Consider the following 17,933-nt stretch of genomic DNA (forward strand, 5'->3'; position numbering starts at 1 on the left):
CGGGCGGAGTCAGTAGGGGTTGGTCTGGCCCGGCGGGCGGGCGCGCAGCAGGGCCGCCGGGCGGCCCGGCCGGTCCGGGGCGGCGGACATCGGCGGGCTGGCGGTGTGCCCGCCGTGCGCCATCCCGGCGAAGAGGTCCCGCAGGGCGGCCAGCGCGTCCGTCCCCGGCCGCCAGCCCAGCTCGGCCTCGGCCCGCTCGCTGGACATCAGCGGGGCGTTCAGCGCCAGCTCCACCCAGCCGGCGTCCACGGGTTGCAGCCGGGCCCGCCAGGTCAGCGCCGCCGCGCCGCGCAGCAGCGGAGCCGCCACCGGCACCGTCCAGCCGTGGAAGTGCCGGGCCACCAGCTCCGGGGTGAGCACCGGGTCGGCCGCCAGGTTGAACGCGCCCCGCGCGTCGCCCAGCACCGCCCGGGCGTACGCGTCGGCCACGTCGTCGGCGTGCACGGCCTGCATCCGCAGGCGGCGATGCGTGGGCACCAGCGGGAGGCGGCCGTACCGCAGCAGCCGCACCGGGGCCAGCGGCCCGAGGAAGTAACGGGTGATCTCGGTGCCGGCGTCCCGCTGGAAGATCAGCCCGGGGCGCATCCGCACCACCCGCAGCCCCGGGTGCTGCCGCTCGACCCCGTCGAGCAGCGCCTCCACGTCGGCCTTGTCCCGACTGTACGACGACCCGGGCACCCCGGTCGCCGGCCACCGCTCGCTGACCGGGTGGTCCTTCGGGCCGGGCGCGTACGCGCCGACGGACGACGCGTACACCAGGGCGGGCACCCGCGCGCGGAGCACCGCGTCGACCACGGCCCGGCTGCCGTCGACATTGGTGCGGCGCAGCACCCGCTGGTCGTGGCTGGGCTGGATCTGCCAGGCCAGGTGGACCACCGCGTCCGCCCCGGCGAAGACCTCCGCCAGCCGGGCGGCGGCACCCGGCGCCCCGACGTCGCAGGGGTGCCACGTCAGCCCGTCGTACGGCTCACCGGCGTCCGGGCCGGGTGGGCGGCGGGCCACCCCGACCAGGTCCAGGCCCCGTTCCCGGCGCAGCCGCCGCAGCAGCGCCGTTCCGGCGTTCCCGCTCGCCCCCACCACCACGATCCGCATGCCTGGCCCCGTACCCGCTGGGCGGGGGCCGAATCACGCGGGATGTCAGGGGCGGGGGGAGGTGCGTACCCAGCTCTGCCGCTGCCGGCGGTCCCGGCTGCCGCCGGTGGCGGCCAGGCAGCGCGGGCAGACGTGACCCACGGTGTCGGCCTCGGTGAGCACGTCGGTCGAGGAGTAGTCGAAGCGGACGTGCGGGAAGCGGCGCAGCCTGGTCCGACTCAGGGGCAGCCCGCACAGGGTCTGGTTCTGCCCGGGCAGCCAGGCGTGCACCTCGCCGCCGGGCCGGCGCACCCCGTCGGGGCCGGTCTCCTCGCTCGACGCCGCCACCGCCGGGGCGCTGCTGATCCGCATGTCCCCAGGTTCCCCACCCGTCGCGAACTATCCCGCCGCGACCCCGGCCGTTGCGACGGGTGCCCGCCGCGGGGTTTCGACGCTGGCGAGGACGGCGTCCCAGGCCAGTTCGGCGGCGACCGTGCCCAGCCGGAGCGACGGGGAGGGCACCGTCACCTCGTCGGTCGTCAGGGCGAACAGGGTGTCGCCGTCGGCGATGGTGTGGAAGGGCTGGATCGCCCGGTGCATGGAGCTGTGCACCTGGGTGGCGAACTGGGCGAGCTCGGTGTCGGTCATCCGGACGTTGGTGACCACGGCGGTCAGGGTGGTGTTGCCGCCGGCCGGCGCGGGGTCCGGCGTGGCTGCCGCGAGCAGCTCGGCGTAGTCCTCGGCCGGGTGGCGACGCCGGCCGGTCGCCGGGTCGAGGTTGCCCCGCACGATGCCGCCGTCCCGGTCGACGATCACGCCCATCGCGTTCACCACCGTCAGCACCAGCAGCCGGGCCGCGCCGATGCGGGCGAAGGCGGCACCCTGCCCGCCCCACTCGGCGCGGGCGTTGTCGACCTTGCCGACGGTCGCGCCGACCCCGGCGCCGACCCTGCCCACGGCCACCCCGTCGGTGCGTACCGCGCGCAGTCCGTCGGCGCCGAGCTGGGCATCCGGATAGACGGCGTTGTCCCGGGGGGTGAAGTCGTAGACGACGGCCCCGGACACCACCGGCAGGCTGCCGAAGTCGGTCGCGTAGCCGGCGCGGCGGAGCAGTTCGTCGTAGACGCCGGAGGCCGCGGCGAGACCGAAGCTGGACCCGCCGGCGAAGCACAACGCATGGTGGTACGGGAACCCGCCGCTGACCCCGACGGCCCCGCCCCGCTTGTCCACGGCCGTACGCGCGCCGCCGGGGATGCTGAGCACGGTGACGCCGGTCGGCCCGTCGGGATACTCGGCGGTGCCGATCCCGACGCCGGGCAGGTCGAACTCGACCCAACCGTCGCCGGCCGCGCCGAGCACGGCGGGTCGCTGCCGGTGGTCGTTGCCGACGGGCGACGTCGTACGCGGCGGGGCGGGATGGTGCTCGGACATGAGGGTCACCGTCTTCCGTGGGGGGTGTGGTGGTGCCGTGTCCCGGCCGGTGCCCGGTTCCCTAGACTGGGCTGATGCCCCGTCCGGTCACGCTGCACGACGTCGCGCGCCGGGCGGGAGTCGGCAAGTCCACGGTTTCCAATGTGCTGTCGCGTTCCGGCCGGGTCTCCGAGGCGACCCGGGAGCGGGTCCGCGCGGCGATGGCGGAGCTGGGTTACGTCCCCAACCGCGCGGCCCGGCAGTTGCGGGGTGGCCGCACCGGCATCATCGGGGTCTACGTTCCCGGCGTGCCGTCCACTTCGGAGTTCTACATGCGGTTCGTCTTCGGCATCATGGAGCGCGCCGCCGCCCGCGACCGGGACGTCACCATCCTGACCGCCTCCGAGCACCGGTCGCCGCGGGCGCTCGACGGGGTGATCGTGGCCGACCCGCACCAGGACGACGAGTTCGTGGCGGTCCTGATGCAGGGCGGCATGCCGGTCGTGTGCTTCGAACGGCCCCCGGACGGCATGCGCCCGGAGGTGGTGCTCTGGGCGGACCACCACCGGGCGCTCACCGGGCTGCTGGACCGGATGACCGCCGCCGGCGCCCGGCGTCCCGCCCTGGTGGTGCCGCCGGAGACCGGCGACTGGGCGGCCCAGCTCGCGGCGGGATACCGCGACTGGTGCGCCCGGCACGGCGTCGCCACCGTGGTGGCGCAGCACCCGTGGGTGCCCTCGCCGGCGGAGGTGTCCCGGGCGGTCGCACAGGTGCTCGCCCAGCCGGGGGTGGACGCCCTGGTGTGCGCCTCGGTGGACACCGCTCCGCTGGCCGTGCAGGTGCTGCACCGGCTCGGCCGCCAGGTCGGGCGGGACGTCCTGCTGGCGAGCGCCACCGAGTCGAGCGCCCTGCGGCTGGGACAACCGCCGATCACCGCGCTCGACCTGTCGCCGTTGGACGCCGGACGCCGCTGCGCCGACCTGCTCGACGAACTGATCGGTGGCGGCCCGGGTGGGGTCTACGAGCACCCGGTCCACCTGTGGTGGCGGGACTCCACCCGGGGGTCGGAGCCGGTCACCGGGTCATCCGTTCCAGTGCCTCCTCCATCCGGTCACCGGCCTCCACCGGGTTGAGCCCGGCCGCGAGGGCGTCCTGGTAGACCTGGTCGAGGAGGGGACGGAAGCGGGCGTAGCGGTGTTCCCAGTCGGCCGCGTCGGTGCGCCAGTAGCCCACGCAGACGGCGCGATCGCGGGGCAGGCGGTGCACGGTACGCAGCACGGACCGGGCCTGGCGGCACTCGCCGGCCTCCCCCGCGACCCAGACGTAGCCGGGGCCGTCGGGAAGGTTCGTCTCCCGCAGCCGGTCGACGAGGCTACCCGGGCCGTGGCCGTTGCCCACCCCGACCCGTACGTCGATCTGCACCGCGGGATCGTCAGCGGCGGCGCTGAACAGGTCCCGGGCGTCGGCCATGTCCGGCAGGTCCACCAGCACCAGCACCGGGACGCCGGGCGTCCGTTCCGCGACGATGCGGGTGGCGGCCGGCAGCCCGGCCAGGTCGGTTGCCAGCACGAGCCACCGGGTGTCCGTCGGTGGGCGGAACCAGGCGCGGCAGCGCCACAGCAGGAGACCGGCGCCGGTTTCGGCCCGGCGTGCCCAGGACGTGGCGGGGCCGTGGTCGTGCAGGGCGAAGTCGACGGTCAGCCGCGCCGCGACCGGGTCGACGGCCCGGATGGAGTAGTTGCGGCCGGTGGGCGGGTGCGGCTCGTCGTGGTAGCCCCACACCTCGCCGCGCAGGGTCATCGGCGGCGGGGCCGGCTCGCCGGGGCGGGGGAAGTAGAGCGTCACCGACTCGTCCGGCACGCCCAGGGCGGGGAAGCGGGCCAGGTCGGGGCCGCCGAGGACGACCCGCTGCAGGTGCGGGGTCAGTCGCCGGGTCTCGTGCACGGTGGCGGTCCAGAAGCCGGGCCGGGTGAGCGTGTCGGTCATTTCGCGCTGTACTCCGAGTCGGTGGCGGGGTCGCCGTCGGCGGCGGCGGCGAGCGCGGGGACGATCCTGTCGAGCACGTACGGCAGGCTCAGCACGGAGGAGAACGCCAGCGCGCCGTTGGCCTCGGTGCCGAGGAAGACCTCGCGGCGTTGGGTGTGCACGTCGAGCCGGGTGTAGAGCGGGTCGCCGAGCAGGGTGGCCACGCCGGGGTCGGTGGCCGCCTCGGACCAGACGGCGACGTCCACGTCCGTCAGGTCGAACCGTTCGCGGCTGATGGTGGCGGACTGGTTGGCGTTGTCGGTGAGCGTGGTGACCTCGGGTGACATGGTCAGGCCGAGGTCGAGCAGGACCTTCGAGGCGGTGGTCTCGGGGCTGAACAGGTAGTACTGGCCTTCGTACGTGGAGGCGAACACGGTGCGGGCGCCCTTGAGGCGGGGCTGCGCCCCGGCGACGGAGGCGATCCGCTTCTCCAGGTCGGCGACGAGCGTCTCGGCCTCGGCGCTGCGGCCGGTGATCTGCCCGGCGGCCCGGGTCATCTGCTGCCACGTCACCGCCCAGCTGCCGTCCCCCGCCGGCTGGGCGACGGTGGGGGCGATCTTCGCGAGCAGGTCGTATTCCTGGCGGGACATGCCGGAGGAGAGCCCGACGATGACGTCGGGGCGCAGCGCGGCGATCTGTTCGTAGTCGAGTTCGGCGCGGGCCAGCACCTCCGGCCTGGCCTCGCCGAGCCGCTCCCGGGCCCACGGCCAGGTCGCGTTGGGCATGTTGCCGTACCAGTCGCGGATCGCGACGGGCACCTCGCCGAGGGCGAGGAAGTAGTCCTGCTCCTTGAGGCCCACCACCACGATCCGCTCGGGCTTGGCGGCGATGGTGGTCGTGCCGAAGGCGTGGGTGAGCGTGGTGGGGAACGCGGCGCTGGACGATCCGGACGCCGTGTCGGCCGGGCCCGCCTCGCCTGCGGCGCAACCGCCGGCCACGAGCGTAACGAGGATCAGTGCGGCGGTCAGGAGTGTGCTCAGCCGGCGTGGGCGGGTGTGTGACATGGCATTCGATCCTCTGAGGGGCGGCGAAACGAGATTCCCATGGGGCTTAGGGTAGGTTTACCTTAGCCAGCGATGGAACGTTCCACCATGAAGTGAGTCACAGTGTCGGCCACCCCCACCGGCTTACGCCGCCCCCGCCTGCTCGCCGCCGGGCTGCTCGCCTGCGCCCTCGCCCTGCTGGCATCGATCGCGGCCAGCCTCGTCGTCGGCGCCCTGCCCCTGACGCCCGGCACCGTGCTGCGGGAACTCGTCGCCCACGGCGACAGCGAGGCGAGCCTGATCGTCTGGGAGGTCCGGCTACCCCGTACGGCGATCGCGATCTGCGTCGGAGCGGCCCTGGCGCTGGCCGGCGTCCTCATGCAGGCGCTGACCCGCAACCCCCTCGCCGACCCCGGGCTGCTGGGCGTCAACGCCGGTGCCGCCGCCGCCGTGGTGGCCGGCATCCTCGCCGGGGTGGCCGGCCAGCGCGGTCACCTCCTGCTCGCCCTGCTCGGCGCGGGCGTCGCCGCCGGCCTGGTCACCGTCATCGGCGGCACCCGGGGCCCGGGTACGGCCGAGGACGGCCGGCTGGTCCTGGCCGGCGCGGCCGTCGGCGCCTGCCTGACGGGCGCCGTCGCCGGAGTCACCCTGCTGGACCAGACCGCGTTCGACCGGTACCGCTTCTGGGCCGTCGGCAGCCTCGCCGACCAGCCGCTGTCCGCCCTGCTCACGGCCGCACCCGCGCTGGTCGTCGGCCTGGTCGTCACCGTGGCCGTGATCCGGCCGCTGGACGTGCTGCGCTTCGGCGACGACGGCGGCACCGCCCTCGGCGTCAACCCCGGCCGCACCCGGCTGCTCGCGTTGGTCGCCACCACCCTGCTCTGCGGCGGCGCGACCGCCGTGGCCGGCCCCATCGGCTTCCTCGGACTCGCCGTCCCCCATGCCGCCCGCGCGATCTGCGGCCCCCGGCTCGGGTGGATCGTCGCCTACAGCGGTCTGCTCGGCCCGATCCTGCTGATCACCGCCGACGTGCTCGGCCGGCTCCTGGCCCGCCCCGGAGAGATCGAGGTCGCGATCGTCATGGGCGCCATCGGCGCCCCCGTGTTCATCGCCCTGGTCCGCGCCCGGAGGATCCCCCGACCATGACCACCGCCCCCACCAGCGGTCCGGGCCGACGCACGCTCCGTCGGCAGACCCGCCGCGCCACCCTCGCCTGCGTCGTCGTGCTCGCGCTCAGCGCCGGCCTGGCCGTCGCCGCCCTGGCCAGCGGCCGGTACGCCACCCCGCTGCACGACCTGTGGCCGGCGCTGACCGGGGGCGGCGACCCCGGCCTGCGGTTCGTCCTGTTCGAGCTGCGGCTGCCCCGGATCGGCACCGCGCTCGCCGTCGGGGCGGCCCTCGGCGCGGCCGGCGCCCTCTTCCAGAGCGCCAGCCGAAACCCCCTCGGCAGCCCCGACATCGTCGGCTTCACCGTCGGCGCGGCCACCGGCGCGCTCGTCGTCCTGCTGGTCCTGCACGACACCCGGCTCACCCCGGCGGTGGGCGCGGTGCTCGGCGGTGCCGTCGTCGCCGCGGCGGCGCTGCTGCTCGGCGGGACCGGGCAGCGCCTCATCCTCGTCGGAATCGGCCTGTCCGCCCTGCTCACCTCCGTCAACGCCTACCTGCTGACCCGCGCCGAGGTGACCGACGCGCAGAACGCCGCCGTCTGGCTCGTCGGCAGCCTCAACGGCAGCGGTCACCACCTGCCGCTGCTGCTCGGCGCGCTCGGCGCGCTGCTGCCGCTCTCCGTGCTGGCGGCCCGGGGGCTGCGGCTCATCGAGAACGGTGGGGACAAGGCACGGAGCCTCGGCGTACCCGTACGCCGGCAACGCCTCACCGCGACGGCCCTGGCGGTCGCGCTCACCGCCGTCGGTGTCGCCGGTGCCGGACCGGTCGGCTTCGTCGCACTGGCCGCCCCCCACCTGGCCCGCCGGCTCACCCGGGTCGCCGCCCCCCTGGTGACCACGAGCGCGGCGCTCGGCGCCGCCCTGCTGCTCGCCGCCGACCAGCTGACCCAACGACTCGTCCCCGGGCAACAACTGCCCGTCGGCGCGGTCACCGGCGTCCTCGGCGGCGGCTACCTCGCTCTCGTCCTGGCCTGGACCTGGCGGGGGAGGCCCAGGTGAGCCGCCCCCGTCCCGCACCGCACCCGCCGCCCCGGAGGCAACCATGACCGCCCCGCCCGCGATCGAGCTGGACTCGGTCACCGTCGGCTACGACCGCCGAACCGTCTGCCGCGACGTCTCCCTGCGGGTCACCGCGGGAAGCTTCACCGTCTTCATCGGACCGAACGGATGCGGCAAGTCCACCCTGTTGCGCACCGTCGCCCGCGTGTTGCGGCCGACCGAGGGCCGCGTCGCCGTCCTCGGCCGCGACGTCCGCGGCTACAGCCGGCGGCAGTACGCCCGCACCGTCGGGCTGCTCCCCCAGGGCATCGAGGCACCGGCCGGGATGACCGTCACCGACCTGGTGCTGCGCGGACGACACCCACACCGATCGCCGCTGAGCCGGTGGACGGCGCAGGACGAACGGGCGGTCAGCGCGGCCCTGGACGTCACCGGGACCGCCGGGTTCGGCGACCGGGTGCTCGCGGAACTCTCCGGTGGTCAGCGGCAACGCGCCTGGCTGGCCATGCTGCTGGCGCAGGACACCCCGATCCTGCTGCTCGACGAACCGACCACCTACCTCGACATCGCCCACCAGTACGAGGTCCTCGACCTGCTCGCCGACCTGCACGTCGGCGGCCGGACCGTGGTCGCCGTCCTGCACGACCTCAACCAGGCGGCCCGCTACGCCACCGACCTGGTGGTGCTGCGCGACGGCCACGTCGCCGAGACCGGTCACCCGTCGACGGTGCTCACCCCGGACCTCGTCGCCGACGTGTTCGGGCTGCGCTGCCGGATCGTGCCCGATCCGGTGACCGGCACGCCTGCGGTGTTCCCCGAGCCCTCCCGACCCCACCCGACCGGTTCCGCACCGGCGGGTGGGTGAACAGGCGACCGGTACGGCAGCCGCTGCCGCCGGCGTGCTCCCCGGCCTGGACGTCGCCGGGCCGGGTCGAAGCGCTCGATCGACGGCATCCGGGCCGCCAGGGGGCTCACGCCGACCGTTCCTCCCTCCGTTGCGGGTGGTCGTGGTAGGTGGCGAGTCGGTCCCGCACGACCTGCTGCTGCGGGTGGTCCGTGTCGTCGAGGAGACCGAGGGCTTCCCGGCCCCGGACGAGGGCGCCGTCGTGGTCGCCGACCGCGCTGAGTGCCTCCGCCGACACGACCAGGGCGCGCGCCTGCCGCAGCGGGTCGGCCAGTTCGTCGCCGACGGCCCGGGCCAGGGCGGCGTCGGCCAGCGCGTCGCGGTGCCGGCCGAGGCGCAACTGGGCCTCGGCCGAGATGGTGAGGGCGTCGCACCGGATGGTGTCGTCGGTGACCCGGTCGTGCAGGCCGAGTGCGACGCGGCCCTGGGCAAGGGCGACCTCGGGCTGGCCCGCGTCGAGGCTGAGTTCGGCGAGCCGGACGTGGGTGAGGCTTCGTCCACGCAGCGAGCCGATCCGGTCCCAGACGACAAGAGCCTGTCGGTAGAACGCGCACGCCTCGTCGCGGTGCCCGAGCCGGTGGTGCGCATCGCCGAGGTTATGGAGGGCGTACGCCTCCCCGGTGGCCTCCCCGACCGCGCGGCAGTCGGCCAGCACCTCGCGGAGGGTGTCGATGGCGGTGAGGGTCGCCCCGGTGCGCAGTTGTACGGAGGCGAGGTTGTGCCGGCAGATTCGCTGCATGTCGGCGTAGCCGTGCTGCCGGGCGAGGCGCAGGGCCTCGGTGAGCAGGCGGCCCGCGCGGTGGTAGTCGTGGGTCGTGAAGTAGCTGCCGCCAAGGTTGGCGAGGGTGCCGACCCGGCCCAGGTCATGACCGTCGGCGGTCGCGGTGTCGAGGGCGATCCGCAACATCTCCCGCATGTCCTCCTGGTCGCCGGACCGGTCGAAGACCTCGTGGACGGTGTCGACGATCTGCCAGGCGTGCCGGTGGAAGCCCTCCGCCGCTGCGCGGCGGACCATGGTGAGCAGGTTGGTCCGTTCCGCCTCGCACCAGCGCAGGGCGGCACAGTCCGAGGCGAACGTCATCGGCGTCACCTCGCCGGGCTCGGGCAGGTCGGGAACGACCTGCCGGCCCGGCTCCAGCAGACCGACGGCGTTGACGGCCGTGTGCAGGTACCAGTCCAACAGCCGGCGCAACGCCGCCCGGTGCTGCTCGGATGGCGCGTCCTCCCCGGCCCGGTCGGCGGCGTACTGGCGCAACAGGTCGTGCATCCGGTAGCGGCGGAAGGTGTCGTGGTCGACCAGGTGGGCGCGGGCGAGCCGGTCGAGGGCCCGCTCGGCTCCGGCGACGTCCACCGCCAGCATCGCCGCGGCGGCCTCGGCCCCGATGGTGCTGCCCGGAAAGAGGCCGAGCGCCAGGAAGAGCCGGGCGGGCAGCGGGTCGAGCGCGTTGACCGACCAGGCGAAGACGGTCCGCAGGGTCATCTCGTCGGTGTCGTCGCCCTCGATGTCGAGCAGCCGACCGGCCAGTTCGTCGGCCAGGTCGCCGAGCCGCGCATCGGGCCGGGAACCCACGTGCTCGCCGATGACCCGCAGCGCGAGCGGCAGGCCGTCCGACAGCCGGGCCAGCGTCTCCAGCGCCGCGGGCTCGGCGCCGGCGCGTCTCCCTCCTACGATGCGGCCGAGCATGCGCTGTCGTTCGAGGTACGACAACGGCGTGACGGTGAGGCTGCGGATGCCGTGCCGGACACTCAGCCCAGGGAGCCGGTTGCGACTGATCACGACCGTGAAACCGGTGTCGGAGCGGGGCAGGAGCTGCCGCGCGTGGTCGGAGTCGACGACGTTGTCGAGCACGACGAGCATTCGCCGCCCGCTCATCAGCCGGTGGTACAGCTCGAGGCGTCGTTCCGCGTCGGCGGGCACCCGGTCGGCCGGGACACCGAGGGCGACGAGGAAGCGGTGCAACGCCTCCTGCGGACGTACCGGCGGGGCCGGTCCGTGTGCCTCTGCGTTCAGGTAGAGCTGCCCGTCCGGGAACCAGCTCTGCCGGCGATGCCCCCAGTGCCCGGCGAGGGTCGTCTTGCCCACCCCCGGCATCCCGGTCAGCACGACCACCTTCGCGATGCCGTCGCCGGCGGCGAGAGCGTCCAGCTCGTCGAGCAGTGCGGTGTGCCCGGTGTAATCGGGTACGTCGTGCGGCAGCTGCCGGGGCATCGGCACGGTTCCGTCCGTGCCGGCGAGTTGGCTCCTCGCCGGCACGCCGGGTTGGAGAGCCGCCAGGTCCAGCACCGGATCAGTTCGCATCGCTCGGCGATAGCGTCGCCGGTAGGCGGCGACAAAATCCCGCGCATCGTGGGTACGACCGGCCGCGTGCAGTGCGGTGGCCCACAGTCGGGCCAGCCCCTCGTCGAGTTGGTTCTCGATCAGCAACGGTTCGAGCCGGGTCAACACCCGCTCGTGTCGGCCGATGGCCAACTCGCTTTCCGCCAGAAGTTTCTCCGCCCTGAATTGCTTCTCCCGCATATCCCGCCGGAGGTGTTCACCACGCGCGCCGCGCAGCTCGGCGAGCGGATCATCCCGCCACAGCTCGATTGCCCTGGTGAGCAGATCAATTCCCCGATCATGATGATGTCGGTCAATTGCCTGCCGCGCCTCGGCGGTCAATCGCAGGAACCGGTGGTAATCGACCAGCTCCGGATCCACCACCAGCCGGTAGGCGCCGGCGCCGGGCACCCGCACCAGGGCATCCTCAAGACCAACCAGCCGCAGGGCCGACCGCAACCTGCTGGCCAGCGTATAGAGCAGCGGTCGGCGGGCATGGACGGCGGAATCCTGCCACAGGAACTCCACGATCGTCTCGACCCGCACGGGATCACCGGCGTGATAGAGCAGGACAGCGAGCAGGCCGCGCTGTTTCGCCGCTCCCAGCGGGATCGCCCGCCCCCCGACCGTAAGTTCGGTGGGACCCAGAATCGTGAACTCCATCAGCTCTCGCCCCCCACTAGATCTTGATCGACGTTCACCTATTTATTCTTGATCCGACAGACCGATAGTCACAAACCTTTCTCCGCAGAGTCCAAGATCGGACATTCCACTTCCCAGCGCCCTGCAAGCCCACTGCAAGGCGACCGGCAAGGTGATCCGCAGCCGCCCACTCGACGCTGATTCCCATCCGCACAGAACGCCGGAAGGGACGCAAAATGACGTCATTGGAATGGTCGGCCAGCCCGATCGGCATCGACGCCAGCCGTTGGGTGAGCCGGTCGGGCTGTCGTACGGTGCTCGTCGTCGCCCACACCATCACGAGCTGCCAGCGGCTGCTGGACGTGATCGAGTACGTCGAGAGCGACCCCCGGGTCCAGCTGGTCTTCACGGTGGCGCCGGACGTCTTCAACCCGCACGTGAGGCGGTTCCTCGACCGGCTCGGCGCGCTCGTGCTGCCCTGGCACCAGGCCGTCCGGGAGCGGTTCGACCTCGGCCTCGCCGCCGCCTACGGCGGGCTGCACCAGCTGCACGCGCCCCTGCTGCTGATGGCCCACGGGGCGGGGCACAGCAAGCGGGTGCGACCAGCGTCGTACGGCGGACCGGTGCTCGCGGAGCCGCCCGTGTACGGGCTCGACGCCCAGCGACTGACCCACGGCGGGCGGGTGCTCCCGACGGCCCTCGCCCTCTCCCACGACGGCGAGCTGGAGGTGCTGCGCCGGCAGTGCCCCGAGGCGGTCGAGGCCGCGGTGGTCGTCGGCGACCCCTGCGTCGACCGGCTCGTCGCCAGCCTCCCCCGACGCCCGGACTACCGGCGGGAGATGGGTCTGGACGAGCAGCAGGAGCTCGTCGTGGTCTCCTCCACCTGGGGCAGGGACGGCGTCTTCGGCCGCTGGCCGGACCTTCTTCCGCAGCTGATGACGCAGCTCCCGGCGCAGCGGTACCGGATCGCCGCGCTGCTGCACCCGGCGGTGTGGGACGCACACGGGCACCGCCAGATCCGCTCCTGGCTCCGGGACTGCCGCGACGGCGGGCTGCTGCTGCCCGATCCGACCGTCGACTGGCGCGGCCCGGTGGTCGCCGCCGACCACGTCATCGGCGACCACGGCTCCGTCACCGCCTACGCTGCCGCCATCGGACGCCCGACCCTGCTGCTGCCCGCCCCCCGGTCGATGCCCGCCGCCGGCACGGCCCAGCACCTGCTCGCCACCAACGCGACCCACCTGGACCCGCACCGGCCGCTGCCACCCCAGCTCGCCCTGGCCGCGACGATCGACCCGCAGGCGGTGATGGCAGCCCTGACCGCCCGGCCGGGGGAAGCCGGCGGGCTACTGCGGCGCACCATGTACCGGCTGCTCCAGCTTGCCGAGCCGGGCCGGCACCGGCAGACTTCCCCGGTGCCGATGCCGGCTCCGCTGGACGGCCGGGCATGAGCGCCGCCGCCGAGCCCGTCGTCGTCGCGCTGCTGCCGGGTGGCCCGCTGCCCCGCGCGGCACGGCTCGCCGACGTCGTGGTGACCATCACCGGCGGCGATCCGACCCGGGTCGGCGCGAGCCTGCTCACGGCCTGCCCCGGGATCGCCCTCGCCGTCGTCGGCACCCCGGCAGGCGACGTCACCGTCGGCGTACGCAACGGCCCGCCGCTGGATCTCGGCCAGGTGACCCCGCCCGGCCTGCTGACCGTCGGACTACTCGCCGCGACGGCCGGGCTGCTGCACACCCGCTGGATCGCCGGAACCCTCCACCACCGGCGGACCCCACCGGACGCGCTACGGCTCGCCCGCGCCGCCGCCCGCCTCGTCGAGCAGGCGGAGCACGTCGGGCAGCCGGGGAGAGCCGATCCGGGTGAAGACGTCGGCGGCCTCCCGGTACTGCTGCCGTGCGGCCTCGTCGTCGCCGCGCCGCCGGGCGATGCGGCCGAGCAGCACCACCGCCTCTGCCCGCTCGCTGTCCGACCCGAGGTCGGCCATCCGGCACACCGCCTCGGCGGCGCAGCTCTCTGCGGCGGCCAGGTCACCGAGCCCGAGGTGGGCGTCGGCCAGCCCGGACAGCACCCGCGCGGCGTTGTACGGGTCGACCTCGGAGAGCCCGGCGAAGATCTCCCCGGCTTCCACCAACAGCGGTAGCGCGTCGGCGGGTCGTCCGGTCCTGGTCAGCAGCATGCCCAGGTTGAGGCAGGACAGGCCCACGCTCCGTACGTCCGGTAGTGCCCGCCGCCCGGCGAGCACCCGGGCGTACGCCTCCGCCGCCTGTTCTTCCCGGCCGGTGTCGGCGTAGAGGGTGGCCAGACCCTCCTCGGCGTCGACGACCCCCTGGGCGTCGCCCGCCTGGCGGTACCGGTCGACCGCCGCCCGCCCGTGCCGCTCGGCCGCCTCGTAGGCGCCGACCCGGCTGCAGGCCCGGGCCAGCCGCTTGAGCATGTCCGCCTCGGCCCACACGTTTCCCCAGGCGCGGGCCGCCCGCACGCCAAGATCATCGATCTCGAGTCGGTCCCGGTAGCTCTTCACGTAGAGGAGCAGGGGCCACATCACGTCGCTGAGCTGCCAGGCCAGCTCGTGGTGCCCCAGGCCGAAGGCGACCCGGCCGGCCGCCATCAGGTTGCCCCGCTCCTGATCCAGCCAGGCGAGGGCGGCGGCGCGGTCGGCGAACTCGGGTGGCCCCTCCAGGGGCCGCAGGAAGGTGTACGGCAGCCGCCGCCGGTAGGGGGTCACCACCAGGTCCGCCCGGCGCGCGGCGGCGAGGTAGAACTCCAGCATCGTTCGTACCACCGTCTGCCGGTCGTCCTCCGGGTCGTGCTGCTCCGCCACCTCGCGGGCGCAAAGCCGAAGGAGGTCGTGGTAACGGAAGCGGTCCTCGGACACCTCGTCCAGCAGGCTCGCGTCCAGCAGCTCACCCACCAACGCAGCCACCCGGGCCGCGTCGCCGGACCCCGCGCCGGCCACCGCCGCGACCAGATCCACCCCGAACTCCGTCCCCGGGTGCAGGGCCAGCCTGCGGTACAACACCGAAGCCTCCGGCGTCAGCGCCTGGTACGAGAACTGGAACGTCGTCCTGACCGACAAACCGTCCACCGTCGAGAGCCGGGCCAGCCGCTGCGCCTCGTCGGCCAGCTCCGCGACCATCCGTCGGAGTGTCAGCTTGGGACGGGAGACCAGCCGGCCCGCCGCCACGACGAGCGCGATGGGCAACCCGCCGCAGATCCCCGCCAGTTCCTCGGCCGGCCCGGACTCCCGCAGGATCCGCTCGGGGCCCACCGCCCGCCCCAGCAACTCCACCGCCTGCGTGGTCGGCAACGGACCCACGTCGAACAGGCGCGCCCCGTCGGGCAACAAACCGGTCAACCGACGCCGGCTGGTCACCACCACCGCCGTGGACGTCGAGGCCGGCAGCAGGTGCCTGACCTGGCCTGCCGAGAACGCGTCGTCGAGCAGCACCAACAGGGACCTGTTCGCGGTCACCGAGCGATAGAGGGCGACCTGCTCGGCGAGGTCCACAGGGATGCGGTCCGGCGCTACCCCGAGGGCCCGGAGGAAGGCCGCCAGCGCGACCCCCGGGTCCAGCGGCCGATCGCCGCTGAAACCCCGCAGATCGGCATAGAGCTGACCATCCACGAATTGGTTCCGCCTGCCGTGGGCCCATTGTCTCGCCAGCGCCGACTTGCCCACGCCGCCGGGCCCGCACAGCACCGCGACGCTGTTTCCGCCCTCATCGAGAAGGCCGTCCAGGGCTGACAACTCACTCAGCCGAGCGGAAAAGTTCGGCGACGGGGCAGGCAGTTGCCGGGGAATTGGATAACGATCAGCGGGAACGCCGTTGAAATGCACACCGCCGTGAATTACGCCAGCCTGGATGCTCGACCCGGACACATAACCCGACTGCTCGTTCGACGCAGCGAACGGCACCTTGTCCCCGGCCCCGCGGAAATCTGTCCCCAATCGCCGCACCCCCATACGCCTCGCCGCGCGCCCCATTCCGGCAGGCCCTAGAAGATGATGTCTCCCTGCACGTCACGCGCCTGGACGACCCTCTCGGCCGTCCCGCTGAAGTGGTTCACCACCTGGCCCTGAACAGCGACGACGCCCGCCCTCGACAACCTGCGCCACTCTTCGTCGAGGGCAGTGGCGAAGTCGGGGTCCCGAGCCATCACGTCAGCCAACGCCGAGGCGAGAGCGGCCTGTCGCCAACGCTCCTGTGGGTGCTCGATCGCGGCTTCGAGAACAGCCGATTCCTGCGTTCCCGCCCCGAACCGGGCACGGACCAGTTGGAACAGCGAGCCGATCGCACTGCGGGCACCGGCCGCGAGCGCCTCCGCCCCCTTGGTCGACAGCGCCGTGGCGACAGCAAGGACTACCTGATCCTCCACACGCGCCCCCCGAATCAGGATTCACATAGACGTTTGGCGTTTCAGGTTTCGATCAGCCTAACGCAATCAGTCAATGGCTCCAGACTTCCCGCAGTCAGCGCAAAACGGCCAAATGGGGGCCATTCCTCGACAGCATTCACAACCTAAATAGCACTTCATAACCCGATAATCTGCACCAAAGGTGCATATCAGTCATGATTTCCCCTGACCACCTTGATAGATCGACTTATCACCCAGAAGGCGATAGCGTCCTCCTCGTGATTGCACCCCTATTGAGCGCGGTGGCCACCGCATGCCTCCTCGCCGAATCACTGGATTCTCACGCTGAGTTACTTGTCAATCTCGCACTGCACACGTTCCAGTTCTGGGTGAACTGGGTGAAGTGGCTCGCTTCCCTTGTGGCAAATTCGTTCCAGTTCACGGTGGACTAAGCCTGAGAAAGGAGCCACCGACTACCTAACGCAGCTGATCCGATCGCGTTACGTGTGCGCTGCCAGCATCTGCCAGCGGCGCACACTCTCACCGGAGCCCTCGAAGGAGGCGCCTCTACACCGATGATGAGCACTCTTGGAGCACCTGCCACCCACCGTGCGAGTTCTGGTGGTCGCGGGAACGCCCCGGTAGTTTCGGTGGTCGAACGTCGCCTCTGTCTTCGATCGGAAAGTCGGCTCCGTGTCGCACATCGAGAAGATCACCGGTGAGTTGCGTGCGCTGATGGCGGGCGTCGAGCGTGCGCAGGGTCTGGTGGCCGCTGCCCGCAACCAGGCGCACGAAGTGGCGCTGCGGGCCGCAGGGGCCGGCTTCGTCGCGGTCGCGGCGGGCATGACCCGGGTCGGCAGCGCCATCACGGAGATCCAGGGCAGCCTGGCCGGGCTTTCCGGTTCGATCGGCGACGCGACGAAGGCCACTGCGGCCGTGCCGCACGAGGCCACCCCGCAGGAGACGATCGCGGGGTTGGCCCCCGTTCAGGCCGCGGTGGACAGCGCCCGCGACGCCACGACCGGCACCATCAGCCAAGTCAATGAGACACAGCAGCTCGTCGCCATGATCCTGCAGGGTGGGCAGCCGGGCCCACTGCTCCAGGCCCTCGACAGCATCAAGCAGGTCCTGGTCCTGGTGGTCCAGCGCACCGGCACCGCCCGGCAACACGTCGAGGCGGCGATCACCGAGGCGCGACAGCTCGGCTCCTCGGGAAACTGACCGGGGCTGGCGGCCCCGCACGGCGACCAGCCCGGCCACATGGCCGCCCAGAGGTCCAACTCCCCCGGTCGAGGCCCCTGGGCGGCGATGTCGGAGTTCCTCCGCAGCGATGGATGCGCTCGTTCTGGTGCCCGGCAGGGCAGACACCTGGCCAACATCGTTCTTGATCCGAATCGTGTGACCCTGACGGGCTCCCCTCGGGGCCATCCAGCGAGCGACGTGACGGGGTACGCCGTCCACTGGTAGCTGGGGTTTCCTCGAGCGCGATCATCATCATCTGCCGGACGCCCCCTGGACAGGTACAGCGCGGGGGCGAAGCAGTCGTAGACCCTGGCGTTGGTTCCCGCGAGCCGCTGTAGGCGATCGTCAGGGTAGGACCGGAATCCGTCAGTGGCTTCCAGCACGGCTGGCCGCGTCGGGCCGCAGGGCCGCCCGCAGGCGGACCCGACCCGGGGGAGGCATTCGGGTAATCTGTGGCTCAGCGGGCCGTTAGCTCAATGGCAGAGCTGAGGACTTTTAATCCTTAGGTTCTGGGTTCGAGTCCCAGGCGGCCCACCTGAACCGAAAAGCAGCCCGAGAACCACCTTCTGCGACCACCCTCTTACGGGTTGCTGTCGGACTTCGAGTCTTGCCGTGCGACCGCCCGCCGAGCACTCTCGCCAGGCTGGAGTAGGCGACACCGGGGGGCGACAGTCTCCCCCGGTGTCGTCAGCAAGCGTTGGGCTCACCTTCGACGTCGGCTGCACTGCCAGCAGTCGCCTACGCCGCCTAGCCGGTCCGGACCCTTAGTCGAGGAGACCACTGGCGCGGCGGGAGAGAGCGGCGAGCCGGCCGTC

Annotated in this window: 14 protein-coding genes, 1 tRNA gene and 1 pseudogene; 7 read left to right on the forward strand and 9 right to left on the reverse strand. The window is 72.8% G+C overall.

The features are described from left to right. Positions 1–9: 9 nt before the first annotated feature. The 3 genes from ACVMYR_RS02950 to ACVMYR_RS02960 are packed head-to-tail and all read right to left on the reverse strand — an operon-like array spanning position 10 to position 2,502. Positions 10–1,092 (reverse strand): NAD-dependent epimerase/dehydratase family protein, encoded by a 1,083-nt coding sequence (locus ACVMYR_RS02950; protein ID WP_457121057.1) that lies wholly within the window; start codon positions 1,090–1,092, stop codon positions 10–12. Positions 1,093–1,137: 45 nt separating this feature from the next. Further along, complete coding sequence (locus ACVMYR_RS02955) at positions 1,138–1,443, reverse strand: hypothetical protein (protein ID WP_077935575.1); 306 nt, start codon at positions 1,441–1,443, stop codon at positions 1,138–1,140. Positions 1,444–1,470: 27 nt separating this feature from the next. Continuing rightward, positions 1,471–2,502 carry a P1 family peptidase gene (locus tag ACVMYR_RS02960; RefSeq protein WP_457121058.1) on the reverse strand — a complete coding sequence of 344 codons (1,032 nt, stop codon included), beginning with the start codon at positions 2,500–2,502 and terminating at the stop codon, positions 1,471–1,473. 74 nt (positions 2,503–2,576) lie between these two features. Between ACVMYR_RS02960 and ACVMYR_RS02965 the strand changes: the two genes are divergently transcribed. Further along, positions 2,577–3,614, forward strand: coding sequence for a LacI family DNA-binding transcriptional regulator (locus ACVMYR_RS02965; protein ID WP_457121059.1), 1,038 nt, complete (start codon positions 2,577–2,579; stop codon positions 3,612–3,614). Here ACVMYR_RS02965 and ACVMYR_RS02970 read toward each other — a convergent pair. Together ACVMYR_RS02970 and ACVMYR_RS02975 are read right to left on the reverse strand one after the other, a co-directional pair. Continuing rightward, positions 3,556–4,467: a siderophore-interacting protein gene (locus ACVMYR_RS02970; protein WP_457121060.1), complete on the reverse strand. Its 912-nt coding sequence runs from the start codon at positions 4,465–4,467 to the stop codon at positions 3,556–3,558. The genes ACVMYR_RS02965 and ACVMYR_RS02970 overlap by 59 nt on opposite strands. Next, positions 4,464–5,510, reverse strand: coding sequence for an ABC transporter substrate-binding protein (locus ACVMYR_RS02975; protein ID WP_396788656.1), 1,047 nt, complete (start codon positions 5,508–5,510; stop codon positions 4,464–4,466). Before ACVMYR_RS02975 ends, ACVMYR_RS02970 begins: the two co-directional genes overlap by 4 nt. Before the next feature lie 102 nt (positions 5,511–5,612). Here ACVMYR_RS02975 and ACVMYR_RS02980 point away from each other — a divergent pair, with 102 nt between their 5' ends. Genes ACVMYR_RS02980 through ACVMYR_RS02990 form a run of 3 tightly spaced genes read left to right on the forward strand, consistent with a single transcriptional unit; the run spans position 5,613 to position 8,519 of the window. Continuing rightward, positions 5,613–6,635, forward strand: coding sequence for a FecCD family ABC transporter permease (locus ACVMYR_RS02980; RefSeq protein ID WP_457121061.1), 1,023 nt, complete (start codon positions 5,613–5,615; stop codon positions 6,633–6,635). Beyond that, a complete protein-coding gene (locus ACVMYR_RS02985; protein WP_457121062.1) occupies positions 6,632–7,654 on the forward strand; it encodes a FecCD family ABC transporter permease in 1,023 nt (340 codons plus the stop codon). The genes ACVMYR_RS02980 and ACVMYR_RS02985 overlap by 4 nt, the downstream gene beginning before the upstream one ends. Positions 7,655–7,697: 43 nt before the next feature. After that, positions 7,698–8,519, forward strand: coding sequence for an ABC transporter ATP-binding protein (locus ACVMYR_RS02990; protein WP_457121063.1), 822 nt, complete (start codon positions 7,698–7,700; stop codon positions 8,517–8,519). Positions 8,520–8,625: 106 nt separating this feature from the next. Here ACVMYR_RS02990 and ACVMYR_RS02995 read toward each other — a convergent pair whose 3' ends face one another. Next, positions 8,626–10,857, reverse strand: coding sequence for an ATP-binding protein (locus ACVMYR_RS02995; protein WP_457121287.1), 2,232 nt, complete (start codon positions 10,855–10,857; stop codon positions 8,626–8,628). A gap of 21 nt (positions 10,858–10,878) precedes the next feature. Next, positions 10,879–11,538 (reverse strand): annotated as a pseudogene (locus ACVMYR_RS03000) (AfsR/SARP family transcriptional regulator); the annotation flags it as partial. 215 nt (positions 11,539–11,753) lie between these two features. Here ACVMYR_RS03000 and ACVMYR_RS03005 point away from each other — a divergent pair. After that, positions 11,754–12,968 carry a hypothetical protein gene (locus tag ACVMYR_RS03005; RefSeq protein ID WP_457121064.1) on the forward strand — a complete coding sequence of 405 codons (1,215 nt, stop codon included), beginning with the start codon at positions 11,754–11,756 and terminating at the stop codon, positions 12,966–12,968. 335 nt (positions 12,969–13,303) lie between these two features. Here ACVMYR_RS03005 and ACVMYR_RS03010 read toward each other — a convergent pair whose 3' ends face one another. Both ACVMYR_RS03010 and ACVMYR_RS03015 read right to left on the reverse strand, forming a co-directional pair. Further along, positions 13,304–15,145: a hypothetical protein gene (locus ACVMYR_RS03010; protein WP_396788652.1), complete on the reverse strand. Its 1,842-nt coding sequence runs from the start codon at positions 15,143–15,145 to the stop codon at positions 13,304–13,306. Between the two features lie 371 nt (positions 15,146–15,516). Further along, on the reverse strand, positions 15,517–15,897 hold the full coding sequence (locus tag ACVMYR_RS03015) for a hypothetical protein (protein ID WP_052503584.1): 381 nt from the start codon (positions 15,895–15,897) through the stop codon (positions 15,517–15,519). A 672-nt stretch (positions 15,898–16,569) separates the two neighbouring features. Here ACVMYR_RS03015 and ACVMYR_RS03020 point away from each other — a divergent pair. Together ACVMYR_RS03020 and ACVMYR_RS03025 are read left to right on the forward strand one after the other, a co-directional pair. Then, positions 16,570–17,097 carry a DUF6244 family protein gene (locus ACVMYR_RS03020; protein WP_396788651.1) on the forward strand — a complete coding sequence of 176 codons (528 nt, stop codon included), beginning with the start codon at positions 16,570–16,572 and terminating at the stop codon, positions 17,095–17,097. Between the two features lie 483 nt (positions 17,098–17,580). Continuing rightward, positions 17,581–17,652 (forward strand) — tRNA-Lys (locus tag ACVMYR_RS03025). The last annotated feature ends 281 nt before the right edge of the window (positions 17,653–17,933 follow it).

This window comes from Micromonospora sp. PTRAS2, assembly GCF_054052245.1.